Source organism: Rugosimonospora africana, from assembly GCF_016862975.1.
Classification (GTDB): domain Bacteria; phylum Actinomycetota; class Actinomycetes; order Mycobacteriales; family Micromonosporaceae; genus Rugosimonospora; species Rugosimonospora africana.
On sequence record NZ_BONZ01000036.1, the window covers coordinates 133,956 to 155,872 of the forward strand.

The window sequence follows — 21,917 nt, forward strand, 5'->3', positions numbered from 1 at the left end:
AAGACGTTCCTTGACGGGCCCGCAGCCCTCAACCTTCCCTCAATGCCCCGGCCGCACCATCAAGTCGTTGACAGGCGCTCCCGCTCGGGCGGGAGACCGGCCGGTGACCGGGCGACTCGGAGCGGAGATGACGATGATCAGACTGGTGACCGCCGGCCGTCCGCCCGCCGGGTTCGCCCGCGTGTGCGGCGACCACGGGCTAGTCTGCCTCGGCGGGGTGGATCGGGCCAGCGACCTCGACCGGCCGGCCGCCGAACACCCGGACGCGCTGGTGTGCTTCGCCGGTGACAGCGGCACCGACCTCGTCCGGCTGATCCGGGACGTGGCCGGCCGGTGCTACACGGTGGTGGTGGGGCGGCGGGACTGGCCCGAGTCCCACGCGGTCATCCGGGCCGGAGCGAACGCGTACCTGGTGCCCCGCTACCCGGACGACTACTCCGGCCTGATGGCGATGCTGACGGCCGCGGTACCGGTCCTGCCGGCGTGTCCGCCCGGCCGGTGGGGCCTGCTGAACACGCTGTCCGAGCGCGAGCGTGAGGCACTGGCCTACGTCGCCGCCGGCTACACCCACCAGCAGACGGCCAGCCGGATGAGGGTCGCCAAGTCCACCGTGGACACGTTCATCGCCCGGATCAGGACGAAGCTCGGAGTCGGCAACAAGGCCGAGCTGACCGCGCTCGCGCTGCTCCAGCAACCGGTCGACCGCGCCCGGACCTCCCCGCACCCGGACGAGGAGCCGCGCATCGCGACACCGGCCGGATGGTGAGCCACGCGGGAAACGCGGCGACCGCCCTGCGCCGCCCCGGCGGCCCGGCGCGGCCCGGTGCCGACGGGGCCCGGCGTGGCCCCGCACGGCCTGCCGCGGCTCGGCTCGGCGCGGTGTCGGCGCGGCCTGTTGCGGCTCGGCGTTGTGCTGGCGTGGCGTTGTGCTGGAGCCGCGTTGTGCCGGCTCTCCGGACCCCGGCAGCCGGGTGGTGACCGCTAGCGCGTCGCGGACGCGTGAATGAACTCGCGGACGATCCGGGCGAGCGCCGCCGGCTGGTCCAGGGGGATGAGCGTGTAGCTGTCGTCCACCTCGACCAGTCGGCCCTGCGGAAACAGCTTCGCGAGCAGCCGGCCGTGCTCGGGCGGCATCACCCGGTCCGCGCTCGCCCAGACCACCAGCGCGGGCCGGTCGAAGCCGCGCAGGCGTTCGGCCGCACCGACCAGGAGGTCGCCGGCCTTCGCGATGCCGCGCAACACCCGGACCGCGTCGCGGCGGATCTCCGGCCGGGTCAGGATCGGCCGCATCCAGCGGGCGGTGGCGGCGTCTCCACGCTTGGTCAGCCAGCCGAACGCGATCGGCAGCCGGCGCAGCGGTCGCACGCGCATCTGCTGCATGAACACTCCGAACGCCGAAGGCGGGAGTTTGCCGGTGAGGACGACCGCCTTGCCGGGAACCCCGGGCGGGAAGTTGTCGAACGCGTCGCAGGACACCAACACGACCCGACCCACCCGGGATGCGCCGTCACCGGCGATCAGCTGCGCGAGCGCCCCGCCCGTGTCGTTGCCGACCAGGGTGACCTCGCGCAGGTCGAGACGGTCCAGGAACTCCGTGACCAGGCGCGCGATGCCGGGCAGCGTCAGGTCGGCGTCGGGCCGCATCGCGTGCCGGTGCGCGCCGAGCGGCAGCGTCGGGACCACACACCGGTGGTCGGCGGACAGGTCCGCGACCGGCCCGTCCCACAGCGAGGCGTCCATGAGCAGGCCGTGCAAGGCGACGACGGTGGGTCCGTCACCACCGGTGTCCCGGTATTCGATGGTTCCGGCGGACAGCTCGATCTCGGTCATCCCCGTACTCCTCAGACCCGGACGGAGCGGCATCAGCGAGAACAAGTGAACCACACGGTTCACATTCGTGTCCACGCGGCCGTCGGCGGCGCTGCGTGCGCTGCGTGCGCGACGTGCGCGACGTGCGCGACGTGCGCGACGTGCGCGACGTGCGCGACGAGACTGTGTGCGGGAGGGCGGGCGCGGGCTACCGGTCCGCCGCCTCCTCCCGCTCCAGCGCGCGTACCAGCGCCTCAAGCCCGGCTTCGATCCGTGACGTCTCGCCGCTGGCCCGCCAGTCCATCAGGAAGCCCCGGAAGACCGCGAGGATCATCTGGGCGACCTCGAACTTCCGCCGCTCGGCCCAGTCCGGCGGGCACAGGGACAGCAGCGCCGGCAGGTACTGCTCGGCCGCCTCGTGCCCGAGGTCGGCGTACCGCTCGGGGTCGTACATCACCAGGCCGATCGCCTGGTCGATCACCCGCAGCCCGGACGCGTCGTCCTTCAGGATGGGCCAGACCGCGCGGATCCGGGCCGCGAGCGTCGGCCGCCCGGACCCCGGTGTCGCCGCGGCCATCGCGTTGTCGATGCGCCTCTCGCGCAACCGGAACATGGCCTGCCGGAGCAGATCCTCGGCATTGTCGAAGTGGTACAGGAGCACCTTGTGCGTCGTGCCGGCCGCCCGCGCGGCCCGGCGCAGCGAGAAGTCCACCAGGCCGTTGGCGGCGAGGTCGTCGGTGACCCGATCCAGGAGTTCCCGCCGCCTCGCCTCGCCCCGCGCCGACCCCGCCGACCGCCGGTAGCCCGCCCGTCCGGCCGAGCCGGCATCGCCTGCTGGGCCCGCACCGCCGGCACCGCCTGCTGGGCCGGCATCGCCCGCACCGCCGGCCGTGCCGCCGTCGCCTGGCTCGGCTGCTGGGCCCGGTCGGCCGGCCGGGCCGGCGTCGCTCTCCTCAACCGCGTCCACGGCTGCGACGGTACGCGAGGGCTTCCGGTGGTGATCGACAGCTCGCCGAGAGATACCACGGCAGGACGACGCTTCGGCCCGCCGGCATGTGCCACGATCGATGCCCTCGGTGCCGGTTGGAGTTGTTGACGGGATGGGTGCGATGAGACTCGACGCAACGCTGGTACTCGCGGTGGCCGCCGCCACCGGGGTGGCTCTCGCCGCGGCACCGGCCCCGGCGGCGGCGCGGCCGGTCTCGGCCGTCGCGACCACCGGGACGTCCGCCGCGACTCAGGTATCGACGGCGACTCAGGCATCGACGGCAACCCGGGCGGCGGCCGGGGCACCGGCGGCGACCGTCGACGCCACGTACCACGTCTGGACCTGGAACGTGGCGGGCTGGGCGATCCACCGCGGGTCGACCACCGATGGCCTGATCACCGTGCTGACCAACTCGATCCGCAACCGCGCCGCCGACTTCGCCGCGCTCAACGAGCTGTGCTGGAGCCAGTACAAGGCGGTGCAGGCCAACCTGCGCGACTCCGGGTGGCCGCAGGACGTGCTGAACTTCTCCCGGTTCGAGCCGCACAACTCGACCGGTTGCGGAGGCGAGCCGTTCGGGCTGGCCATCTTCAGCAAGGCGCCGCTGGGCACGGCCGACCGGTACGCGCTGGCCGACGACGGCACGTCAGAGACCCGCAAGCTGCTCTGCGCACCGCTGTCCGACCGGCCGCACCTGCGCTTCTGCACGACCCACCTGACGCCGTGGGACCCGGACTTCAACACGGCGCAGCTCAACCAGGTGCTGTCCTATGTGGAGAGTTACAACGCGGCCGGGGACACCGTCATCATCGCCGGCGACTTCAACGCCCAGCCCAGTTACGGGCGGCTGGACTCCTGGTACTCGCCGAGCGTGAACACCACCTACAACAGCGGCAACCGGGGTGCGTACCGGGAACTGGACGACACCGACACCCGCTGCATCGGGTACGGCGAGAACACCGTGGCGGACGGCGACGGCCCGTGCGGCCCGGGCAAGAAGATCGACCTCATCTTCGTGCGGGAGAACCGGCTCGTCGGCACGTACGACGGCGACTCGCTCGACATCTCCGACAGCTGCGGCGGCCCGTGCTCGGACCACCGCATCACGATCGGCACGGTGACCGTGGCCGTCACGTCCTGACCCGGCCCGGACCCGCCTGAGGCGTACGACGCGATGGGCGCGCGACTGGCCGCGTACGGCTACCTGAACGCGGCCCCGAGACCGGCGTAGCGAGCTACCCGCACGACAGACGCGCCACCGCGGCCGGCGCCATCCGCCGACTATTCCGGCTCGGCGCGCCTGGCGCCGCGCGACGAGCCGGCGTAGTCGGACGCCGGCCGCGGTGGTCGAGCGGTCAGGCGCTGGTGGCCGCCGCCTCCTCCGCGGTCAACCGCGGCCGGGTCGCCCCGGTACGCAGGTTCGGCGCCGCCGTCGCGACCGGATCGGCCGGCCGTTCGGTGTGCCAGGAGGTCACCGCCTGGTACGCCGCGGCGACCTCCAGCAGCCGGTCCTCCTCGTACGGGGCCCCACCGAGAATCGTGCCGACCGGTACCTTGGGGTTGGCTCCGCTCGGCGCGAACCCGATCGGCATCGCGAGTTCGGGCAGGCCCAGGATGTCGAACGGCACCGGCCCGGTCTGCAGCAGCACGTCACAGTGCGCCATCACGCCGTCGAGCACCTCGCGCAGCAGGTGGTTCTTCGCCCGCTGCCCGGTGATCCATTCGTCGCCGGACAGGAACAGCCCCTGGAGCCAGCTGAGCACCGACACCCCGAGCAGCTTCGGGTCCTGCCTGAGGTACGGCAGGAACGGCTCGGTGCGCTCGCTGAGCCGGACGTTGTTGAACGTCCCGGTCATCAGGTCCCAGTCGGCCGGGTAGCTCACGTCCACCAGCCTCGCGCCCGGAATCGACGCCAACTGGTCCAGGAACGCGTGCCGCAGGGCGACCACGTTGGCGCTGGCCCCGGTGAAGTAGTCCGGCGGTACGCCGATCGTGGTCGGCCGGCGCAGCACGACCTTCGTGCCGCGGCGCACCGGCAGCGCGGCGGTCACCAGGTCCGGCACGGCCGGCAGGCCGAGCGTGCGCGGGTCGTTCGGATCCGGCCCGGCCAGCACGCCGAGCATGATGGCGGCGTCGAGCGCGTCGCGGGCCAGCGGTCCGGAGTGGTCGCGCGTGTACGACAGCGGGATCACGCCGTAGATCGAGGTGCGGCCCATGGTCGGCTTGAGGCCGGTCAGGTTCTGCTGGTTGGAGGGCAGCACGATGCTGCCGCCGGTCTGGGTACCGATGGAGGAGCAGGCCATCCGCCCGGCCACCGAGCACGCCGGCCCGGTCGACGAGCCGCCCGGGTCGACAGAGGGATCCGCGGGTGTCCACGCGTTGACCGTGGTGACCGTGCCGTTCGGGGTGGTGGCACGGGTCGTCGCCAGCGGTCCCATCTGTCCCTTGCCGACCACGATCCCGCCGGCCGACTTCAGGCGGGCGACCGACGTGGCGTCGTAGGGCGGCACGAAGTTCTCGAACACGAAGGAGTTCGCGGTCGTCGTGACGCCGGCAGTGTAGTAGTTGTCCTTGACGCACAACGGGATCCCGCTCAGCACGCCGCCGGGGTGCCGGTCCGCCGCCTTCGCCGCGTCGCGGGCGGCGTCCGCGGTGACCGCGTTGAACGCCTGGTACACCGGGTCGAACGCGGCGATGCGCCGCAGGTGGGCCTCGACCAGTTCGACGGCGGTCAGCTTCCGGTGCCGGAGGAGCGTGACGGCCTCGGCCACGGTCGCCTCGGTCGGGTCCTGCCTGGCCGCCGGTCGGACGTCCACGTCCGGCACGGTCACCTGCCTGCGCCCGGCGAGGTCGGCCGGCGAGGTGCCGGGCGACGCGGCGGCTGGCGCGGCGGACGCGGCCGCAGCGGGCAGCGCGGTCACCGCCGCCGCACCGGCGGCGACAGACGCGGATCGGGCGAGAAAAACCCGGCGGTTGTACGCGCGGCTCACCGGTCGCCCACCTGTCCGGTCCACGCCTGCGCGATGGACGGGTACTCCAGCGGAGGCGACAGCTCCTGGCTGAGCGCGTCGGCGTCGGCGCCGGCGGCCGGCACCGGGCGCCACGAGTTGATGGCGGTCGGGTTGTTCAGTACGAACGACCGCAGCGAGGCCAGCGCCTGCGCCTGGGTCGGCGCCCCGGTGACCGGATCGGCGGTGGTGGGCAACAGGGTGAGGTCGATGCCGGACACCGTCAGCCGTGCGACGATGTACGCGTTGAGTTGGTCCGTGGTCAGAGACGAGGGGTCTACGGCCATGCAATCCTCCCGGGCCTGGCACGCGCCGCGCGATCGCGACGATGGAATCGGGGCGCTGGCTGCGTTGATGAAGATCCAAACCGTCGCCGGTTTCGGTCGAACGTCCCGACCGTGAACATCGCGTTTCCGCCCCCGGCGCCCATATCGACCATTGTGAACCCCTTGCGGCCCGGCCGGCCGGTGTACCGTCAGCCAGCGTGACCAGATCCACATGCGGCAGTACGCCGATTCTCACCCCGCTGTTCACTCCGCCGTTGGGCACAGGCAATAGCGTTCGGCATCATGAACGATCATGACAACGGGGGCGTGCGAGTAACCCGTCGCGGACTCATCGTCGGCGCGGTCGCCGCGGCCGGACTCGCCGCGAGCGGTACCGCCGCCAGCGCCAACCCCAGCAACTCCAGCAACTCCAACGGATCCGGATCGCCGGACGGCCAGTCGGGCCACCCCGCCCAGGAGTATCCGGGCTCACCGACATACAGCGTGCCGGCATACCAGACGATCGTTCCCGGCGAGTCGATCGAAGCCGACCGGGTCGATAGACCGGTGGCGCCGGGGATCGTGCTGACCACGTTCAACACCTTCGGCCGTGGCGGTTGGCTGCGGGTACACGTGCTCAACGCCGACCTGGGCACCGCCTCGGTCGGCGTGGACCTGCTCGCCGGCAAGGTGAGCGAGACCTGGACGATCTCGCAGAAGGCCGACGCGCAGCGCGCCGTCGCCGCCGTCAACGGCGACTACTTCGACATCACCGAGACGTTCGCCGCCGAGGGCCCGGAGATCCAGGGCGGCACCCTGCGTAAGGGCACCGACCAGTCCTCCACCGTCGTGGCGGTCGGCGCCGACCGGGTCGCCCGGCTCGCCGACCTGCTGATCCAGGGCACCGTCACGGTGGCCGGTACGCAGCGTCCGCTGGCCGCGCTGAACTCCGAGACGGTACCGGCGGACGGCATCGACGTCTTCACCCCGCTGTGGGGCACCGGCGCGCGTACCCTCATCCAGGGCGCCGGCCCGTACACCGAGCTGGTCGTGGCCGGCGGCAAGGTCACCGCGGTCAACAACCAGATCACCACCACGCCGGTACCGGCGGACGGGCTCATCGTGCTCGGGCGCGGCGCCGCCGCCGGCCAACTCGCCACCGCGAAGCCCGGCGATCCGGTGACCGTGTCCTTCCAGCCGCACAGCGACGCGACCTCCCCGCTACGGATGGCGCTCGGCAGCGGCTCGGTACTGGTGAAGGACGGGAAGGCCATCGACTTCCCGCCGTCGACCGGCAACGACGAGCCCAAGCCGCGCACCGCGATCGCCTGGCCGGTCGGCGGCCACCGGCTGCTGCTCGTCGCGGTCGACGGGTCGGCGAACTTCTCCGCCGGCCTGAGCTTCGACGACATGGCGGCGCTGCTGGTGCGCCTCGGCGCCGCGGATGGGTTCATGCTCGACGGCGGCGGCTCCACCGAGCTGGTCGCGCGGCACCCCGGCGACACCGGGGTCAGCGTCGTCAACACCCCGTCGGACGGCAGCGAGCGGCCGGTACCCAACGCGGTCGGCCTGTTCGGCGCGAAGGGGTCGGGCACGCTGCGCGGGTTCGACGTCCGCCCGCAGGCCGACCGGGTGGTGCCCGGGCTCACCATGGACGTCGCGGCCGCGGGCTACGACGAGACCTGGTCGCCGGTCGCGCTCGGCAGGCACCGGGTCGACTGGAGCGCCCACCCGGGCTCGCTGGGCAAGGCGAGCGGTGGCGTGTTCACCGCCAAGAACCCGGGGGCGGGTATGCTGCGCGCCCAGTCTGGGTCCGTCAAGGGTGAGGTCGACGTGCGCGTGGTGGGCGAACTGCACCGGTTGGCCTTCTCCGAGCGCGCGGTCACCATCGACCCGGGCGCGACCGCCGGCGTGTCGCTGACCGGGTACGACGCCGACGGGTTCGACGCCCCGGTGGCGGCCCGGGACGTGACCCTCGACTACGACCACGACGTCGTCTCGGTGACGGCCGGAACCGACGGCGGTCTCACCATCACCGGTGGGGCGAACGCCGGCGGCAGGGCCACCTCCGTCACCGCGACCGTCCAGGGGGTCACCGCGAAGCTGCCGGTCACCGTCGGCCTGATCGACGTGTCGCTGTCCGAATTCGAGCCGGGCGGGGCCGTGTCCTGGACCGCGACCGCGGCGCGCGGCACCGCGTCGGTCGCCACGGTGGCCGCCCCGGAGCGGCCGGGCGCCACCGCGGGCAACCACGCGCTGCGTCTCACCTACGACTTCACCGGGCAGACCAGCACCTCGGCTGCCTACGCGGTGGCCGCACCGGGCCCGATCACCCTGCCCAGCGGGGCCAAGAAGCTGGCGCTGTGGGTCAACGGCGACGGCAAGGGACACTGGCTGCGGGCCATGATGTCCTCGCAGGGCACCACCAACGTCCCGTTCACCTTCGCGAACGTGGTGGACTGGACCGGCTGGCGGAGGGTCGTCGGCGACATCCCGGACGGCTTCTCCGAGCCCATCACGCTGCTGCGGGTCTACATCGCGGAGACCTCGCAGACCAACAAGAACGCCGGCCAGCTGGAGTTCGACGGGCTCGCCGCGCAGGTCGGGCAGGAGCCCGACACCAGCGAGCCGCCGCGGGCGGACCCCTACATCCTCGAACAGGCGACCGGCCTCGGGTCCGGCCGGTGGAGCTTCGCGGTCCTGTCCGACCTGCACGTCAGCGCGGCACAGGGGCTGGACTCGTTCTCGGCCCGGCAGGCGGCGCTGGCGCTGGACCAGGCGGTCGCCGCGCGGCCCGATTTCCTGCTCATCAACGGCGACTTCGTGGACGACGACAACCCGGCCGACTTCGCGCTGGCGAACGGGTTGCTGGCCGCCCATGTGCCGGCGAGCCTGCCGGTGTACTGGGGACCGGGCAACCACGAGGCCGGCCTGTCCGCGACCGGTGGGCTGGACGCGTTCATCGCCGGTACCGGCCGGCCGACCCGGCAGGTCTTCGACCACAAGGGCACCCGGTTCATCATGCTCGACTCGCACACCGGCGACATGCGCACCTCCGACTGGGACCAGGTACCGCTGCTGGAGTCCGAACTGGACAAGGCCGCTACCGACCGTTCGGTCACTGGCGTGGTGGTCTCCTTCCACCATCCGCTGGTGGACCCGACCGGTGCCGGCGCCTCGCAGCTGTCCGACCAGTTGGAGGCGGGCCTGTTCAAGACGTGGCTGGCCGACTTCCGGGAGAGGTCGGGCAAGCCGATCGCGTTGTTCACCGGCCACGCGCACGACGCGTCGGTCAGCCGCTCCGACGGGGTACTGGAGGTCACCACGCCGGCGATCGGCAAGACCCCGTACGCGTCGCCCGACCAGGGCGGCTTCTTCGGCTGGATGCACGTCGGCGTCGACCCGAAGCCGGCCAGGATCAAGGCCGGCGAGCCGAGTCCGGACACCCGTGACTGGCTGGTGGCGCAGAGCCGGCCGCTGATCGACGGGATCGAGGTCTCCGCCCCGGACCGGCTGGCGGTCGGTGCCTCGGCGCCGGTCTCCGCGACCGGTGCGACGAGCGAGTTCGGTCTGACCTTCCCGCTGCGCTTCCCGGCCAGCGTGGTCTGGAGCGGCGGTCCCGGGCTCGTGGTCGCCGGCTCCGCCGACGGCGTGAAGGCGGCTCGGAAGCGGGGCACGACCCTGGCGGTGCTCGACCTGGGCAGCGGCACGCTGACCGCGGTACGCCCGGGGACGGTCACCGTCACGGTGGCCTCCGGCGGACTGACCGCGTCGGCGACCGTCACGCTCGACCGGTGAGGTAGCGCGGCGGCCGGCGGGTGACCGCCGGCCGCCGCGCGGGCGTGAGACCCGTTCGCGTCGCCGTCCCGCGGTGCGGTCTCACAGCAGACACACAGGCTCAGCCGACACTTCGCACAGATTTTCGCGCGAACATGACGGTATGTCGATTGTCGGTAACGCGCCGCAGCCGTCCGAGATCGCGCCGGCACGGTTGGCTCGCGCCGACGGCGAGCCGGTCCGGGTGCTGGTCGTGGACGATGAGCTGTCGCTGACCGAGCTGCTCGCGATGGCGCTGCGGTACGAGGGCTGGGACGTGCGCCCAGCGGGCGACGGGCACGCCGCGCTGCGGGTGGCCCGTGACTTCGACCCCGATGTCGTGGTCCTCGACGTGATGCTGCCCGACCTGAACGGGCTGGAGGTGCTGCGCCGGCTGCGCGACCGCAACCCCACCGTGCCGGTGCTGTTCCTGACCGCCCGGGACACGGTCGAGGACCGGATCGCCGGCCTGACCGCCGGCGGCGACGACTACGTGACCAAGCCGTTCAGCCTGGAAGAGGTGGTGGCCCGGCTGCGCGGACTGCTGCGGCGGGCCGGGATGACGGCCGTGCGGGAGGACGCGGTACTCGTGGTGGGGGAGCTGACCCTCGACGAGGACAGCCACGAGGTACGCCGCGACGGTACGCCGATCGACCTGACCGCGACCGAGTACGAGCTGCTGCGCTTCCTGATGCGCAATCCGCGCCGGGTGCTGTCCAAGGCGCTCATCCTGGACCGGGTGTGGAACTACGACTTCGGTGGGCAGGCCAACGTGGTCGAGTTGTACATCTCCTACCTGCGTAAGAAGGTCGACGCCGGTCGCGAACCGATGATCCACACCATGCGCGGCGCCGGCTATGTCCTCAAGCCCTGCGGCTGACCACACCCCGTCCGCCCGCCCTTTGGCGGAAGGCCGTCGGGCGATGGACGGGCGCCCGGCGGTGGGAAAGCGCCCGACGGCGGACGGGCGCACGGGCCGGCCGGCGCGGGGACGGCGCGGCCGGCCGTCCCGGTGGCCGCTGCGGACCCGGCTGGTGGCCGCGGTCGCCGGCTTGCTGGCGGTGGTCTGCCTGATCGTTGGCGGCGTCACCGAGTTCGCCCTGCACGGGTTCCTCATGCGCCAGGTGGACGGCCAGCTCGGCGACGCCAGCCGGCGATTCTTCGGCATGGCGACCCAGGAGTCGAGACCGCCCGGCGGCGGCGGGGGACCGCCCCCGTTCCCGGTGCCGACCGGCCAGAGCGCGGGCACCCTCCAGGCCGGCGTCGTGAACGACGCGGTCAGGTACGCCTACGTCGTCCTGGGCGACCCGGTGTCCGCGACGGACTACCCGGTGCTCGAACGCCTCCCGGTCGACGGCCGGCCGCACACCCGCGTCTTCGACGACCTCGGCAGCTACCGCCTGGTGGCCATGCGCCTTCCCGACGGAGGCGTGATCGTCACCGGGCTGCCGCTGGCCGGCGTGCACTCGACGCTGATGGGCCTGGGCCTGGTCGAGGGCGCTGTGGCGCTGGCCGGCCTGGTGGTGACCGGGCTGGCCGGCGCGGTCATCGTGCGCCGCTCCCTGCGCCCGCTGCACCGGATGGCGGCGACCGCGACCCGGGTCGCCGAGCTGCCCCTGGACCGGGGCGAGGTCGCCCTTCCGGTCCGGGTACCCGACGTGGACACCGACCCGGCCACCGAGGTGGGCCAGGTGGGCGCGGCACTCAACCGGATGCTCGGGCACATCGCGGCGGCGTTGAGTGCCCGGCAGGCCAGCGAGACCCGGGTACGGCAGTTCGTCGCGGACGCCAGCCACGAACTGCGCACCCCGCTCGCGGCCATCCGGGGGTACGCCGAGCTGGCCCGGCGGGTGCACGAACCGGTCCCGGACGACGTGGCGCACGCGTTGCGCCGGGTGGAGTCGGAGTCGGCCCGGATGACCGCACTGGTCGAGGACCTGCTGTTGCTGGCCCGGCTGGACTCGGGCCGGCCGCTGGCCGCCGATCCGGTGGACCTGACCCGGCTCGTCGTCGACGCGACCGGGGACGCGCATGTCGCTGGCCCCAGCCACTCCTGGCGGCTCGACCTGCCGGAGGAGCCGGTGGTCGTGGTCGGGGACGCGTCCCGGCTGCACCAGGTACTGGTGAACCTGCTCGGCAACGCGCGCGCCCACACCCCGGCCGGTACCACGGTCACCGTCACGCTGTCCCGGCCGGATCGCGCGGCTGCCGTGCTGGCGGTGGCCGACGACGGGCCGGGGATCCCGGACAGCCTGCTGCCCGATGTGTTCGACCGGTTCGCCCGTGCAGACAACTCCCGGTCCCGGGCGGCCGGCAGCACCGGGCTGGGACTGTCCATTGTGGAGGCTGTGGTGGAGGCGCACGGCGGCACCATCGGCGTGAGCAGCCAGCCGGGGCACACGGTGTTCACGGTCACTTTGCCGCTTCAGCGGTCCGGCGAGGTCGAGCCCGCATCGGCGGTGCCAGATCATTTGTAATATGCAAATTGCCATATGTATACACACTGTTACTAATCCATGACTCCACGTATCCTAGGCTCACGTATCCACGGCGGCGAATGCTCTAGGTGATCGGGGTGCACAGATGAGTATCAAGATCGTTGACCAGGTTCACGAGAGTCTCATGGAAGACGCGTGGTCGCTGTACCACGAGGCGTTCCGGGAACTGAACAGCCTCGCGGTACAGCGACACCTGATGTACCGGTCCGAGTTCGACGAGGTCATGCTCGACCCGCGCGTGCAGAAGTACCTGTGCCTGAACGACGACGGTGCGCTGTGTGGCCTGTCGACCTACACCAACGACCTGGAGTCGATGCCGCTGATCTCGCCGCAGTACTTCGAACGACACTGGCCGCGGTACTACGCCGAGCGCCGGATCTGGTACGTCGGATTCGTCGCGGTGGAGGCCGGCGCGCCGGTAACCACGTTCGCTCAGTTGATCGGGGCGATGCACGAGACGTCGACGCGTGACTCGATCACCGCGCTCGATGTGTGCGCCCGCACCGACGCCGTCCGGCACCTCCCCAGGTCGGTGCGGGTTCTGCTGCACCGCCTGTCCGGGAACGTGCGGATGCACCGGCTGGACGAGCAGTCGTACTGGCTGTACGAGTTCCCGGATGCCGCCTGAGCGCAGCCGGAGCCGGGCTTTGGCGGAGGCGAGCACAGGCCCACGTAATCCCGCCTGAGCGCAGCCGGAGCCGGGCTTTGGCGGAGGCGAGCACAGGCCCTCGCGGTACAGCCTGAGTATGCCGGCCCCGCGTCAGGGCGTGGGCTTGCGCCACATCGTCCAGATCGGCGGTCCGTCGTTGAGCCGGATCTCCGTGCGGACCACGTACCCGTGGCGCAGGTACAGGTCGCGGTTGCGGGGATGGTTGGCTTCCAGGTATGCCGGGATCCCGGCGGCGTCGAGCCGGGCGTGGTGGCGGCCGAGCAGGGCGCTGCCGATGCCGCGGCCCTGCCGGCGCGGGTGCACCGCGAGGAACGCGAGGTAGTGGTGTGGCTCCATGGGGTGGTGCGCCTCGAGCGCGGCATCCAGTTCACGGGCACGGTCGAAGGCCGATCCGGAGGCTGAGCCCGACGCGTCCTTGAGTCGCCGGTCGTAGTCGACCGGTCCGGGGATTGGCGCGGTGAGCGGGAACCACAGGGCCACGCCGGACAGTTCGCCGCCCTCGTCGACCGACGCGTAGACCTCGCCGTACCGCACGGCGTGCTCGGCGAAGATTTCGAAGTACGCCGGGGCGTAGTCCCGGCGTACGGACGGTTCCGGGGCCAGCCACCGCGCGACCGGGCCGTCGCCCATCGCGGCGGCCAGAAGCTGGGTGATCCCGGAGGTGTCCATCGGATCGAGGTGACGGATCACCAGGTCCTGGATGGCGTACGTCATCGTAATCCCTTCTCGGTGCGGAAAATGTAGATCGGCGGGCGGTCCGGCTCAGCCGCGGAACGACGCCTCGAAGCCCACGTCGAGGTCCGCGTCGGCGTACGGCACGCGTTGCCGGGGCAGCAGCATCGGCGCGGCGAAGTTGCCTCCGGCGCCCCGGCCGATGGCGGCGTACACATGCGGGCGGGCAAACCGGGTGATGAGGCCCCAGACGAGGCCGAGTACGGCGACCGCCGCGTACGCGGGTGGGATCAGCCACCGGAACGGCGAGTCCGGCGCGACCTGGAGCATGTCTCCCAGACCGACGACGGTCGCGGCGAGGACACCGGTGAGCAGGAGGAACGCGAAGGCGGGCGCGATCCGGGCTCGCCATGCGTTCTCCCGGCCCGGGTTGCGGATGAAGAACGACACCACCGCGGCCGATGCGCTCCACATCAGGATGAGCACACCCAGGCCGCCGACGACGGTCAGCCAGGCGAACAGGTACACCAGCGGATCGGCGTGGGTACGGGAGTACGCGACCAGGACGGCCAGCGCCAGCAGGCTCTGGGTGACCGAGCCGAGCGTCGGCGCGCCGGTCCGGGGCTGGGTACGCCCCCAGGCGCCCGGCAGGATGCCTTCCCGGCCGAGCGCGAACTGGTAGCGCGCGACGGCCGCGTGGAACGCCAGCAGCGCCGCGAACACGCTGGTCAGGAACAGCACGTAGCCCACCTGTACGACGATGGCCGGCACGTGCGGGGAGACGAGCGTGAACACCAGGTCGGTCTTCTTCTCCTTCGCCTCGGCCACCACGTGGTCCGATCCGGCGTTGACGGCCATCGCCCACGCGGACGTCCCGCACAACAGGCCGGGGATGAGGACCGCCCAGTGCGTCGCGCGGGCGATGGTCCGCTTCGGATCCTTCGCCTCCTCCGACAGGACGACCGTCGCCTCGAAGCCGACGAAGCCGGCGATCGCCACCACGAGCATCGCGGCCGCTTCGGGAGAGAGCATGTTGGTCGGGTTCAGCATCTGGTAGTTGACGTGCCCACCGGCAGGGTGCGCGATCATCACGGCGTCGTAGATCAGTACCAGCGTGATCTCGGAGACCAGCAGTACGGCCAGGACCCGCCCGCTCAGGTCCACCCACAGCAGGCCGAGGATGGAGACCAGTCCCCACCCGATCAGCGCGCAGATCCACCAGCTGACCCGGAAGCCCGCGGAGGCCACCAGGTTCGAGGCCACCACGCCGAACAGGCCGAACAACCCGATCTGCATCATGGAGTACGCCGGCAGCGCGACGAACGCCGCGCCCACGCCGGCCACCCGGCCGAGGCCGTGGCTGATGTACGAGTAGAACGCCCCGGAGTTCACGATGTGCCGGCTCATCGCCACGAACCCCACCGTGAACGTGGACAGGATCAGGGCGGCGACGAGGTAGGACAGCGGTACGGCCGTGTTGCCGATGACCGCGTAGATGGTCGTGACCGCGCCGAGGATGACCGTGAGGGGTGCGGCTCCGGCGACGCCGAAGAACACCACCGACGGCACACCGAGACGGTTGCTTGCGAGCGACCGCGACACGATGTCGGGTCCGGCGGCATCTGGTCGCGCCATTGCCAGCCTCCAAAAATGGGTTCGGCCAGCGGCGTGGCGCCCGCGCGGGCTCAACGTCGACCGGCTGCGAGGACGTATCCGACGGATGCCTGCGTGTACTCGACGAGCTCGCGCAGTTCCGGCGGAAGGGAATCAACAACGGCGTACAGGTGGGTCACGCCGGGACGGTGTACCGGCAGGTCCCACAGCACACACCGGGTCAGTCCGGTGGCGAGTACCAGGCCGGCCAGCATGCTGTCGGCGAGGTCCATGTCCCGGTGCCGCACCAGCATGTCCGCGAGGCGTACCCGGGCCCACGCCGCGGCGTTGCGCTGGTCGGCGTTCATCGGCATGTAGACCGTCTGGCTGCTCATCAGCCGGCGGCGGGTCACCGGTTCGACCGCGCCCGCGCGCTGCAGGCGCTCGCCCACCTTGTCCGCCGCGTCCTGCGCCAGGTATGCCAGCCAGGTGGGCAGGTCCCGGTGCTGTGGTTGAGCGATGAGCAGGTCGAGGATGTTGTGGGCCAGCACATCGCCCGGCGGGTCCCGGCTCACCACCCGCAGCTCGCCCTCGAATACGCGTACCTTCCCGAGAAGCATCAGCTCGCCGATGAGACCGGCCGCCAGGCCCAGACCGGTCGCCCGCGAATGCAGCCGCGACCGACCGGTCCGGTCCTCGTGCGCGATCAGGAAGAATTGGTCAGCCAGCAACGTCGCCACACCCCTTGACCACCCCGGCGGGCGCCGATGCGCCTACGTGTCCCCCTTCTTGACACCCAGCGCATCGACGCCCTGGCTAAATGCACAAGATCTGATTCTCGTTCGCGGGGGAGTCGAGACATCGGTCACCTGGCGTATATGTCCCCAGCGCGTACGGCGATGATCCGGGATGGGCGGTGTAACCGCAGGTCACGGGCAATTGAACCGGTCGTAGTCCGGCGTACGCGCACCGGGTCGCGGTACCCGCACAGCAGGCGACCGCGAAACATCGGCCAGCTGGCGGAGGTTTCGCGGTCGCCTTCGTCAATCTTGTACGTCAGCCGGACGGGTCCACCGGGAGCCGTCCAAGTGGCACGTGCCATTTCGCAATTTGCACCCGGGAATTGCAGATAACACCTTCCCATCCCGGATGGGACCGGGCATCATCAGGTGTCGTAGTAATCGTCCGGCCTCACTCCGGAGGTGATCACCGAGCCGATCGCGAGGTCGTGTACCGATGCATATGAGCTCGTGTTCTGGTGATCGACGGGTGCCATGGCCGTTGCACCGGCCAACAGTGCACCCGCGGCGCTCATCATCATGAGGACGAGCGTGATCACGTTGCGTCTAATCCGCATCGCGACTCCTGCCAAGCGGGTAGCTGAAGGGGCACCTGGCCAGGTGGTCGTTACATTCCGTGGACAAGATGGACGGGGCGTGGTCTTTACATGGCTCATTGGTTAACGGCGTCTGAATTCTCGATGAATTAGTCACCTTCAATGTGATCCTTCGAAGCTGACCGTCCGCAAGTGGGCTCGATCCTCATGCACGCGATTGACCTGCGGAAATGCGGTCGCGGATCAAGGAACCGGCGGGTGATCGGCGATCCCGCGTCAGGCGCCGCAGAGGCGCTGGAGATGAACGCGGAGTGAACTGATCATTTTTACTAACGGTGCAGGAAAGGTGAGGTGTTCGGCGGGTGACTGAAGCGCTTCTTGCCGATTCGCTGGTCGGCCGCCAACGCCAACTGGGCCGGGCTCGTGGTTGGGTCGCCGACCTGACCGCGGGCCGGGGCCAGGCGGGGCTCATCGAGGGCGAACCCGGCATCGGCAAATCCTCTCTGCTGCGGGCGCTGGCCGGCGACGCGATGGCCGCCAGGTGCCGGGTGATCTGGGCGACCTGCGACGAACTCAGCCGCGCCTTCCCGTTGCTGCCGTTGCTGGAGGCCGTGCAGGCTCAGGCCGGCCTGGCCGGCGACGGGCCCGCCCGGATCGCCGAGATGCTGCGGGCCGAGTCCATGCCGGGCAACCGGACCGACGTGGTCGCCGCGGCCACCGAGCGGTTCCTCGCACTGATGGACGACGTGTGCGCCCGGGAACCGGTCCTGCTGATGGTCGACGACCTGCAGTGGGCCGACCCGGCGACGGTGATCGTGCTGGGCCGGCTGGTCCGCTCGGTACGGCAACTGCCGCTCCTGGTGGTGGGCGCGACCCGGCCGGTACCGCTCCGGGAAGACCTGCTGGCGCTGCGCCGTGCGGTGGACCGGGACGGGGGAGTGGTACGGCTGCACAGCCTCTCCGAGACCGAGACGGCCGAACTGCTCGCGCGCGAGGTCGGCGGCGTACCCGGCACCCGGCTGCGCGCGCTCGCCCAGGGAGCCGCCGGCAACCCGCTGTACCTCATCGAACTCGTCGACGCGTTGCGGCGCGGCGGAGCACTGGCCACCGAGGACGGCTGCATGGACGCGACGGGTGGCTCGCCGCCCGACTCGCTGGCCGCGGCGATCGCGGACCGGTTGCAGTTCCTGTCCGCACCGGCTCGCGAGGTGCTGCGGGTGGCCGCGCTGCTCGGCGAGGAGTTCTCGGTGTCCGAGCTGGCCGTGGCATCGGGCCGTCCGGTGACCGACCTGCTGCCCGCGCTCGACGAGGCGTTGCTCGCCGGCGTCGTGGCGGACAAGGGTAAGGAACTGGCCTTCCGCCACCCGCTGATCCGATCCGCGCTCTACGACGTGATGCCGGAGGCGATGCGTGCCGCCTGGCACCGCGACGCCGCCCGCGCGCTCACCGAGGACGGCGCTCCGGTCGAGCAGGTCGCCCGGCAGCTGCTTCCCGCCGCCGATACATTCGGCGACACCGGCGCGATGGACGAGTGGATGGTGCGCTGGCTGGCCGACGCCGGCCACCAGCTGGTCGGTCAGGCCCCGAACGCCGCCGTCTCGTTGCTGCGCTGGGCGGTCGGTGCGATCCCCGCCGGGGCCGACCCGCACGACCTGCTGACCTGCCGGCTGGCCGATGCTCTCTACTCGGCCGGCGACACCACCGCGGCGGCCAAGGTGGCCGGCGCCGCGCTGGACCGCGTCACGCAACCGGACCTCCTCGTCGACCTGCACTGGACGCTCGCGCCGTGCCGCACCCGCGAGGGGCGCGCGGAGGAGGCGCTGGCCGAACTGGAACGCACCCTGCACGCCTGCGACCTGGAAACCCGGGAGCGCGCCCGGCTGCTCGTGCTCACCGCCCGCATCCAGCGGAGCCTCGGCCGGGTCAGCGCCGCCAGCGAGACCGCTCAGGAGGCGCTCAGCCTGGCGACCGCGTCCGGAGACCGCTGGGCCAGAGGCTGGTCGCTGGGCATGCTCAGCATCCTGCACGGCATGCGTGGCGACCCGACCGGCGCGATCGCGCTGTTCGACCGGGCCCGCGCCGTCGCCGAGGGCGACCCGGCGCTGGTGGACCTACGGCTGATGCTGCAGCTCAACCACGCGGCGGCGCTGGGCGACCTCGACCGGTACGACGCCGCGATCGGCACCGCCGAACAGGCGCGGCAGCTGGCCGACGACGCCGGCAACGTGGTCCGCCTCGTGCAGGCCCAGGTCGTGGTCGGCGAGCTGCTGTTCGACGTCGGCCGGTGGGACGACGCGCTCGCCGAGGTCGACCTCGGCTCAGACCCGCTGCCCGATCCGAGTGTCGAGTGCAACGCGCACGGGCTGGCCGCGACGATCCAGTTCCACCGCGGTGACGCGACCGCGGCGAGGCACCTCTCCGAGGCCGAACGGTTCGCGACCCGGCTGGGCCAGGGCCGCCTGTTCGCCCCGCTCGCGATGGCCCGCTGCCTCGACCGGGAGCAGTCCGACAACCCGAACGAAGCGCTCGCCGGGCTGATGGCCGAACTGAGCGGGACGACCGAGCAGATGGAGGAAGCCGCCGACCTGCTGGCCGACGCGGTACGCCTCGCGATGACCGTCGGAGACGATGACGCGGCACGCGACGTGGTCCGCCGCGCCCAGGCATTCAGCGCCGCGTCCGAGGTCCCGCACCGCAAGGCGGTCGGGCCGCACTGCCGCGGCCTGCTCGACCGTGACCCGACCCAGCTGGTCGCGGCCGCCGACCACTATCGGGCGGCCAACCGGCTGCTGCCCCGAGCGCAGGCCCTCGAGGCGGCCGCGGTGGCGCTGGCCGACGGCGGGGACATCGCCGGTGCGCGCGCCTACTTCACCGACGCCTTCGCGTTGTACTCGACGCTCGGCGCCGGGTGGGACCTGGCGCGTACCCAGGCGACGTTCCGCGCGTACGGCATCCGGCGCGGCCCGCACTCCCGGCACCGGCGCTCCCAGCACGGCTGGGACAGCCTGACTCCGACCGAGTTGCGGATCGCGAACCTGGTCGCGGGCGGGATGTCCAACCCGCAGATCGCTGCGCAGCTGTTCCTGTCCCGGCGGACCGTGCAGACGCACGTGTCGCACGTGCTGGCCAAGCTCGGGCTCAACTCGCGCATCGACATCGCCCGCGAGGCGAGCCAGCGCAACCTCACCGGACCGGGGCAGTCCGAGTCCTCGTAGCCGCGAGCCCTCATGCCCCGAACCCTCACGGCCGCGAACTTTCGTAACCCGAGCACTCGCGGTCCCGGACCCGCATCGTCCCGAACCCCTCGTAGTGGCGGCGGGCAGCGGTCGGCCGGACCGTCCGCAGTGGACGGTCGTCACACGGCTCGACGTGGGAAGTAGCCGTTTTGCCGAAGGTAGTGGCGAATACCGTCGCTGCCCGCCGCGGGTTGGCGGCGCCGGCCCCTGTGCGGCTTGGCCTATTCGGGGGAACGGGGCCGGCGCTGCGTTGACAAGTCTGTCGGCGCGGCGCCGGTGAAATAACCGCCATCTGACGGAGAAACGGACGAGCGCGGGGCGGAAACCCGTTGTCCGCCAGGCAATTCCGGCAGAGTGCGCCAGGTGGCGGATGTCCAGGACCCGGTACGGCGGAAGTATGACTTGCGCAGCCGCGAGCATCGCGGAGCCGGTCAGATCCTTGCCGCCGTACTGCCAGGGGGCTGCGGCGGCCGGCGATGCCGGGGCGTGTGGCCGGGATCCCGGTCGCGCGCCCCGCCGGTCACCCGCACCGCCGCCCGGCTGCTGACCCGGCCGGCGGGGAGGAGTGGCGATGTCGTACCAGGGCCGGAATGTCAACCTTCAGGAACCGCCCGAGGCCATCATCGCGGCCGCCGAGCGTGACTATCAGGACATGTGCGTCAGCGTGGCCGCCGCGATGCGCGGCGCCCGCCGGGTCGCCGCCGAACGTGGCTCAGAGGTCGAGGCGTTCGCCGAGGTGTACTACGAGCTGAGCCTGATCAATCCCCGGGTCGCCGGTGCCATGGGCGCCGCCGCCATCGTTCAGCTGGCGATGCGACCGTAGGCGGGTTCCGCTCTCCACGAGCGGAGAGCGGAACGCCTCCCGTCGTGCCGGCCGCGCACGCTGCCGCCCGCCGCGCTAGGTTGGGTGTGATTGATCATCTGTGCGGCAGACGCGACCGGGGCGGCCGGTCGCGAGGAAGGAAACCGCGATGCGACTGCGTACCCTCGGGGCCACCGGGATCAAGGTCAGCCCGTACTGCCTGGGAGCCATGATGTTCGGCGCGTGGGGCAACCAGGACCACGACGATTCCGTGAAGATCATCCACGCGGCGCTGGACGCGGGAATCAACTTCGTGGACACCGCCGACGTGTACTCCCGGGGCGAGTCGGAGGAGATCGTCGGCAAGGCGCTGCGCGACCGGCGGGACGACGTGGTGCTGGCCACCAAGGTGCACGGCGTGATGGGCGACGATCCCAACATGTCCGGCAACAGCCGGCGATGGATCATCCGTGAGGTGGAGAACAGCCTGCGCCGGCTCGGTACCGATTACCTCGACCTGTACCAGATCCACCGGCCGGACCCGGAGACGGACATCGAGGAGACTCTCTCCGCGTTGACGGACCTGGTCCGGGCCGGCAAGGTACGGGCGATCGGCTCGTCGACGTTTCCGGCCGAGCAGATCGTGGAGGCGCAGTGGGCCGCGGAACGTCGCGGCTTCGAGCGGTTCCGGTGTGAGCAGCCGCCGTACTCGATGCTCACTCGGGGCATCGAGGCGAACATGCTTCCGACGGCGCAGAAGTACGGCATGGGCGTGATCGCGTGGAGCCCGCTTTCCGGCGGCTGGCTGACCGGCAGGTACCGCAAGGGACAGGAGATCGACCTGACCACCGGCCGCGCCGGTCGCCTCCCGGCCCGGTTCGACCCGGCGCTGCCCGGCAACCAGCGCAAGTTCGACGTGGTGGAGCAGCTGGTCGAGCTGGCGCGGGAGTCCGGCGTCTCGCTGACCCACCTGGCGGTCGCGTTCGTGGTGGCCCACCCGGCGGTGACCTCGGCCATCATCGGCCCGCGCACGATGGACCAGCTGACCGACCTGCTGGCCGGCGCGGAGGTCACCCTGAGCGACGACGTCCTGGACCGGATCGACGCGATCGTGCCGCCGGGTACGAACGTCAACACCGCCGACTCCGGCTGGACGTCGCCGGCGCTGACCGACGCGATCGCACGCCGCCGCCCGGCCGACAAGCGCGCCGCGGCCTGAGACC

General features: G+C 71.5%; 17 protein-coding genes. 9 read left to right on the top strand and 8 right to left on the bottom strand.

Going from position 1 to position 21,917, the window contains the following annotated elements:
* Window positions 1-127: 127 nt before the first annotated feature.
* Window positions 128-766, top strand: a complete 639-nt coding sequence (locus Raf01_RS19320) for a helix-turn-helix transcriptional regulator (protein WP_203919322.1) — start codon at window positions 128-130, stop codon at window positions 764-766.
* A gap of 215 nt (window positions 767-981) precedes the next feature.
* Here the strand turns inward: Raf01_RS19320 and Raf01_RS19325 are convergent, their stop codons facing one another.
* The gene (locus tag Raf01_RS19325; RefSeq protein WP_203919323.1) at window positions 982-1,830 is read right to left on the bottom strand and encodes an alpha/beta fold hydrolase; all 849 of its coding nucleotides are present in this window, start codon (window positions 1,828-1,830) and stop codon (window positions 982-984) included.
* Window positions 1,831-2,017: 187 nt separating this feature from the next.
* Entirely contained in the window at window positions 2,018-2,776 is a 759-nt protein-coding gene (locus Raf01_RS19330) for a TetR/AcrR family transcriptional regulator (protein WP_203919324.1), read from the bottom strand.
* Window positions 2,777-2,918: 142 nt separating this feature from the next.
* Between Raf01_RS19330 and Raf01_RS19335 the strand changes: the two genes are divergently transcribed.
* Window positions 2,919-3,938, top strand: a complete 1,020-nt coding sequence (locus Raf01_RS19335) for an endonuclease/exonuclease/phosphatase family protein (protein ID WP_203919325.1) — start codon at window positions 2,919-2,921, stop codon at window positions 3,936-3,938.
* Between the two features lie 214 nt (window positions 3,939-4,152).
* On the opposite strand, the gene Raf01_RS19340 is transcribed toward Raf01_RS19335, so the two are convergent.
* Both Raf01_RS19340 and Raf01_RS19345 read right to left on the bottom strand, forming a co-directional pair.
* The gene (locus tag Raf01_RS19340) at window positions 4,153-5,787 is read right to left on the bottom strand and encodes an amidase (protein WP_239133739.1); all 1,635 of its coding nucleotides are present in this window, start codon (window positions 5,785-5,787) and stop codon (window positions 4,153-4,155) included.
* Complete coding sequence (locus tag Raf01_RS19345) at window positions 5,784-6,092, bottom strand: hypothetical protein (RefSeq protein ID WP_203919327.1); 309 nt, start codon at window positions 6,090-6,092, stop codon at window positions 5,784-5,786. Before Raf01_RS19345 ends, Raf01_RS19340 begins: the two co-directional genes overlap by 4 nt.
* 282 nt (window positions 6,093-6,374) lie before the next feature.
* Here Raf01_RS19345 and Raf01_RS19350 point away from each other — a divergent pair, with 282 nt between their 5' ends.
* The 4 genes from Raf01_RS19350 (at window position 6,375) to Raf01_RS19365 (ending at window position 13,013) form a co-directional block, all read left to right on the top strand.
* Window positions 6,375-9,869 (top strand): phosphodiester glycosidase family protein, encoded by a 3,495-nt coding sequence (locus Raf01_RS19350; protein WP_203919328.1) that lies wholly within the window; start codon window positions 6,375-6,377, stop codon window positions 9,867-9,869.
* A gap of 142 nt (window positions 9,870-10,011) precedes the next feature.
* Entirely contained in the window at window positions 10,012-10,767 is a 756-nt protein-coding gene (locus Raf01_RS19355) for a response regulator transcription factor (protein WP_203919329.1), read from the top strand.
* Window positions 10,768-10,810: 43 nt separating this feature from the next.
* Window positions 10,811-12,364, top strand: coding sequence for a sensor histidine kinase (locus Raf01_RS19360; RefSeq protein ID WP_203919330.1), 1,554 nt, complete (start codon window positions 10,811-10,813; stop codon window positions 12,362-12,364).
* 106 nt (window positions 12,365-12,470) lie between these two features.
* Window positions 12,471-13,013, top strand: coding sequence for a fibroblast growth factor (locus Raf01_RS19365; RefSeq protein WP_203919331.1), 543 nt, complete (start codon window positions 12,471-12,473; stop codon window positions 13,011-13,013).
* Window positions 13,014-13,145: 132 nt separating this feature from the next.
* Here Raf01_RS19365 and Raf01_RS19370 read toward each other — a convergent pair whose 3' ends face one another.
* The 4 genes from Raf01_RS19370 to Raf01_RS19385 form a co-directional block, all read right to left on the bottom strand.
* Entirely contained in the window at window positions 13,146-13,769 is a 624-nt protein-coding gene (locus Raf01_RS19370; protein WP_203919332.1) for a GNAT family N-acetyltransferase, read from the bottom strand.
* A 48-nt stretch (window positions 13,770-13,817) separates the two neighbouring features.
* A complete protein-coding gene (locus Raf01_RS19375) occupies window positions 13,818-15,362 on the bottom strand; it encodes an APC family permease (protein WP_203919333.1) in 1,545 nt (514 codons plus the stop codon).
* A gap of 50 nt (window positions 15,363-15,412) precedes the next feature.
* Window positions 15,413-16,060 carry a GOLPH3/VPS74 family protein gene (locus tag Raf01_RS19380; RefSeq protein ID WP_373319539.1) on the bottom strand — a complete coding sequence of 216 codons (648 nt, stop codon included), beginning with the start codon at window positions 16,058-16,060 and terminating at the stop codon, window positions 15,413-15,415.
* Window positions 16,061-16,485: 425 nt separating this feature from the next.
* Window positions 16,486-16,677: a hypothetical protein gene (locus Raf01_RS19385; protein ID WP_203919335.1), complete on the bottom strand. Its 192-nt coding sequence runs from the start codon at window positions 16,675-16,677 to the stop codon at window positions 16,486-16,488.
* A 341-nt stretch (window positions 16,678-17,018) separates the two neighbouring features.
* Between Raf01_RS19385 and Raf01_RS50590 the strand changes: the two genes are divergently transcribed.
* From Raf01_RS50590 to Raf01_RS19400, 3 genes are all read left to right on the top strand, one after another.
* Window positions 17,019-19,871, top strand: coding sequence for an ATP-binding protein (locus tag Raf01_RS50590; protein ID WP_203919336.1), 2,853 nt, complete (start codon window positions 17,019-17,021; stop codon window positions 19,869-19,871).
* 592 nt (window positions 19,872-20,463) lie between these two features.
* Window positions 20,464-20,715: a hypothetical protein gene (locus tag Raf01_RS19395; protein ID WP_203919337.1), complete on the top strand. Its 252-nt coding sequence runs from the start codon at window positions 20,464-20,466 to the stop codon at window positions 20,713-20,715.
* 148 nt (window positions 20,716-20,863) lie between these two features.
* Window positions 20,864-21,913, top strand: coding sequence for an aldo/keto reductase (locus tag Raf01_RS19400; RefSeq protein ID WP_203919338.1), 1,050 nt, complete (start codon window positions 20,864-20,866; stop codon window positions 21,911-21,913).
* Window positions 21,914-21,917: the final 4 nt, after the last annotated feature.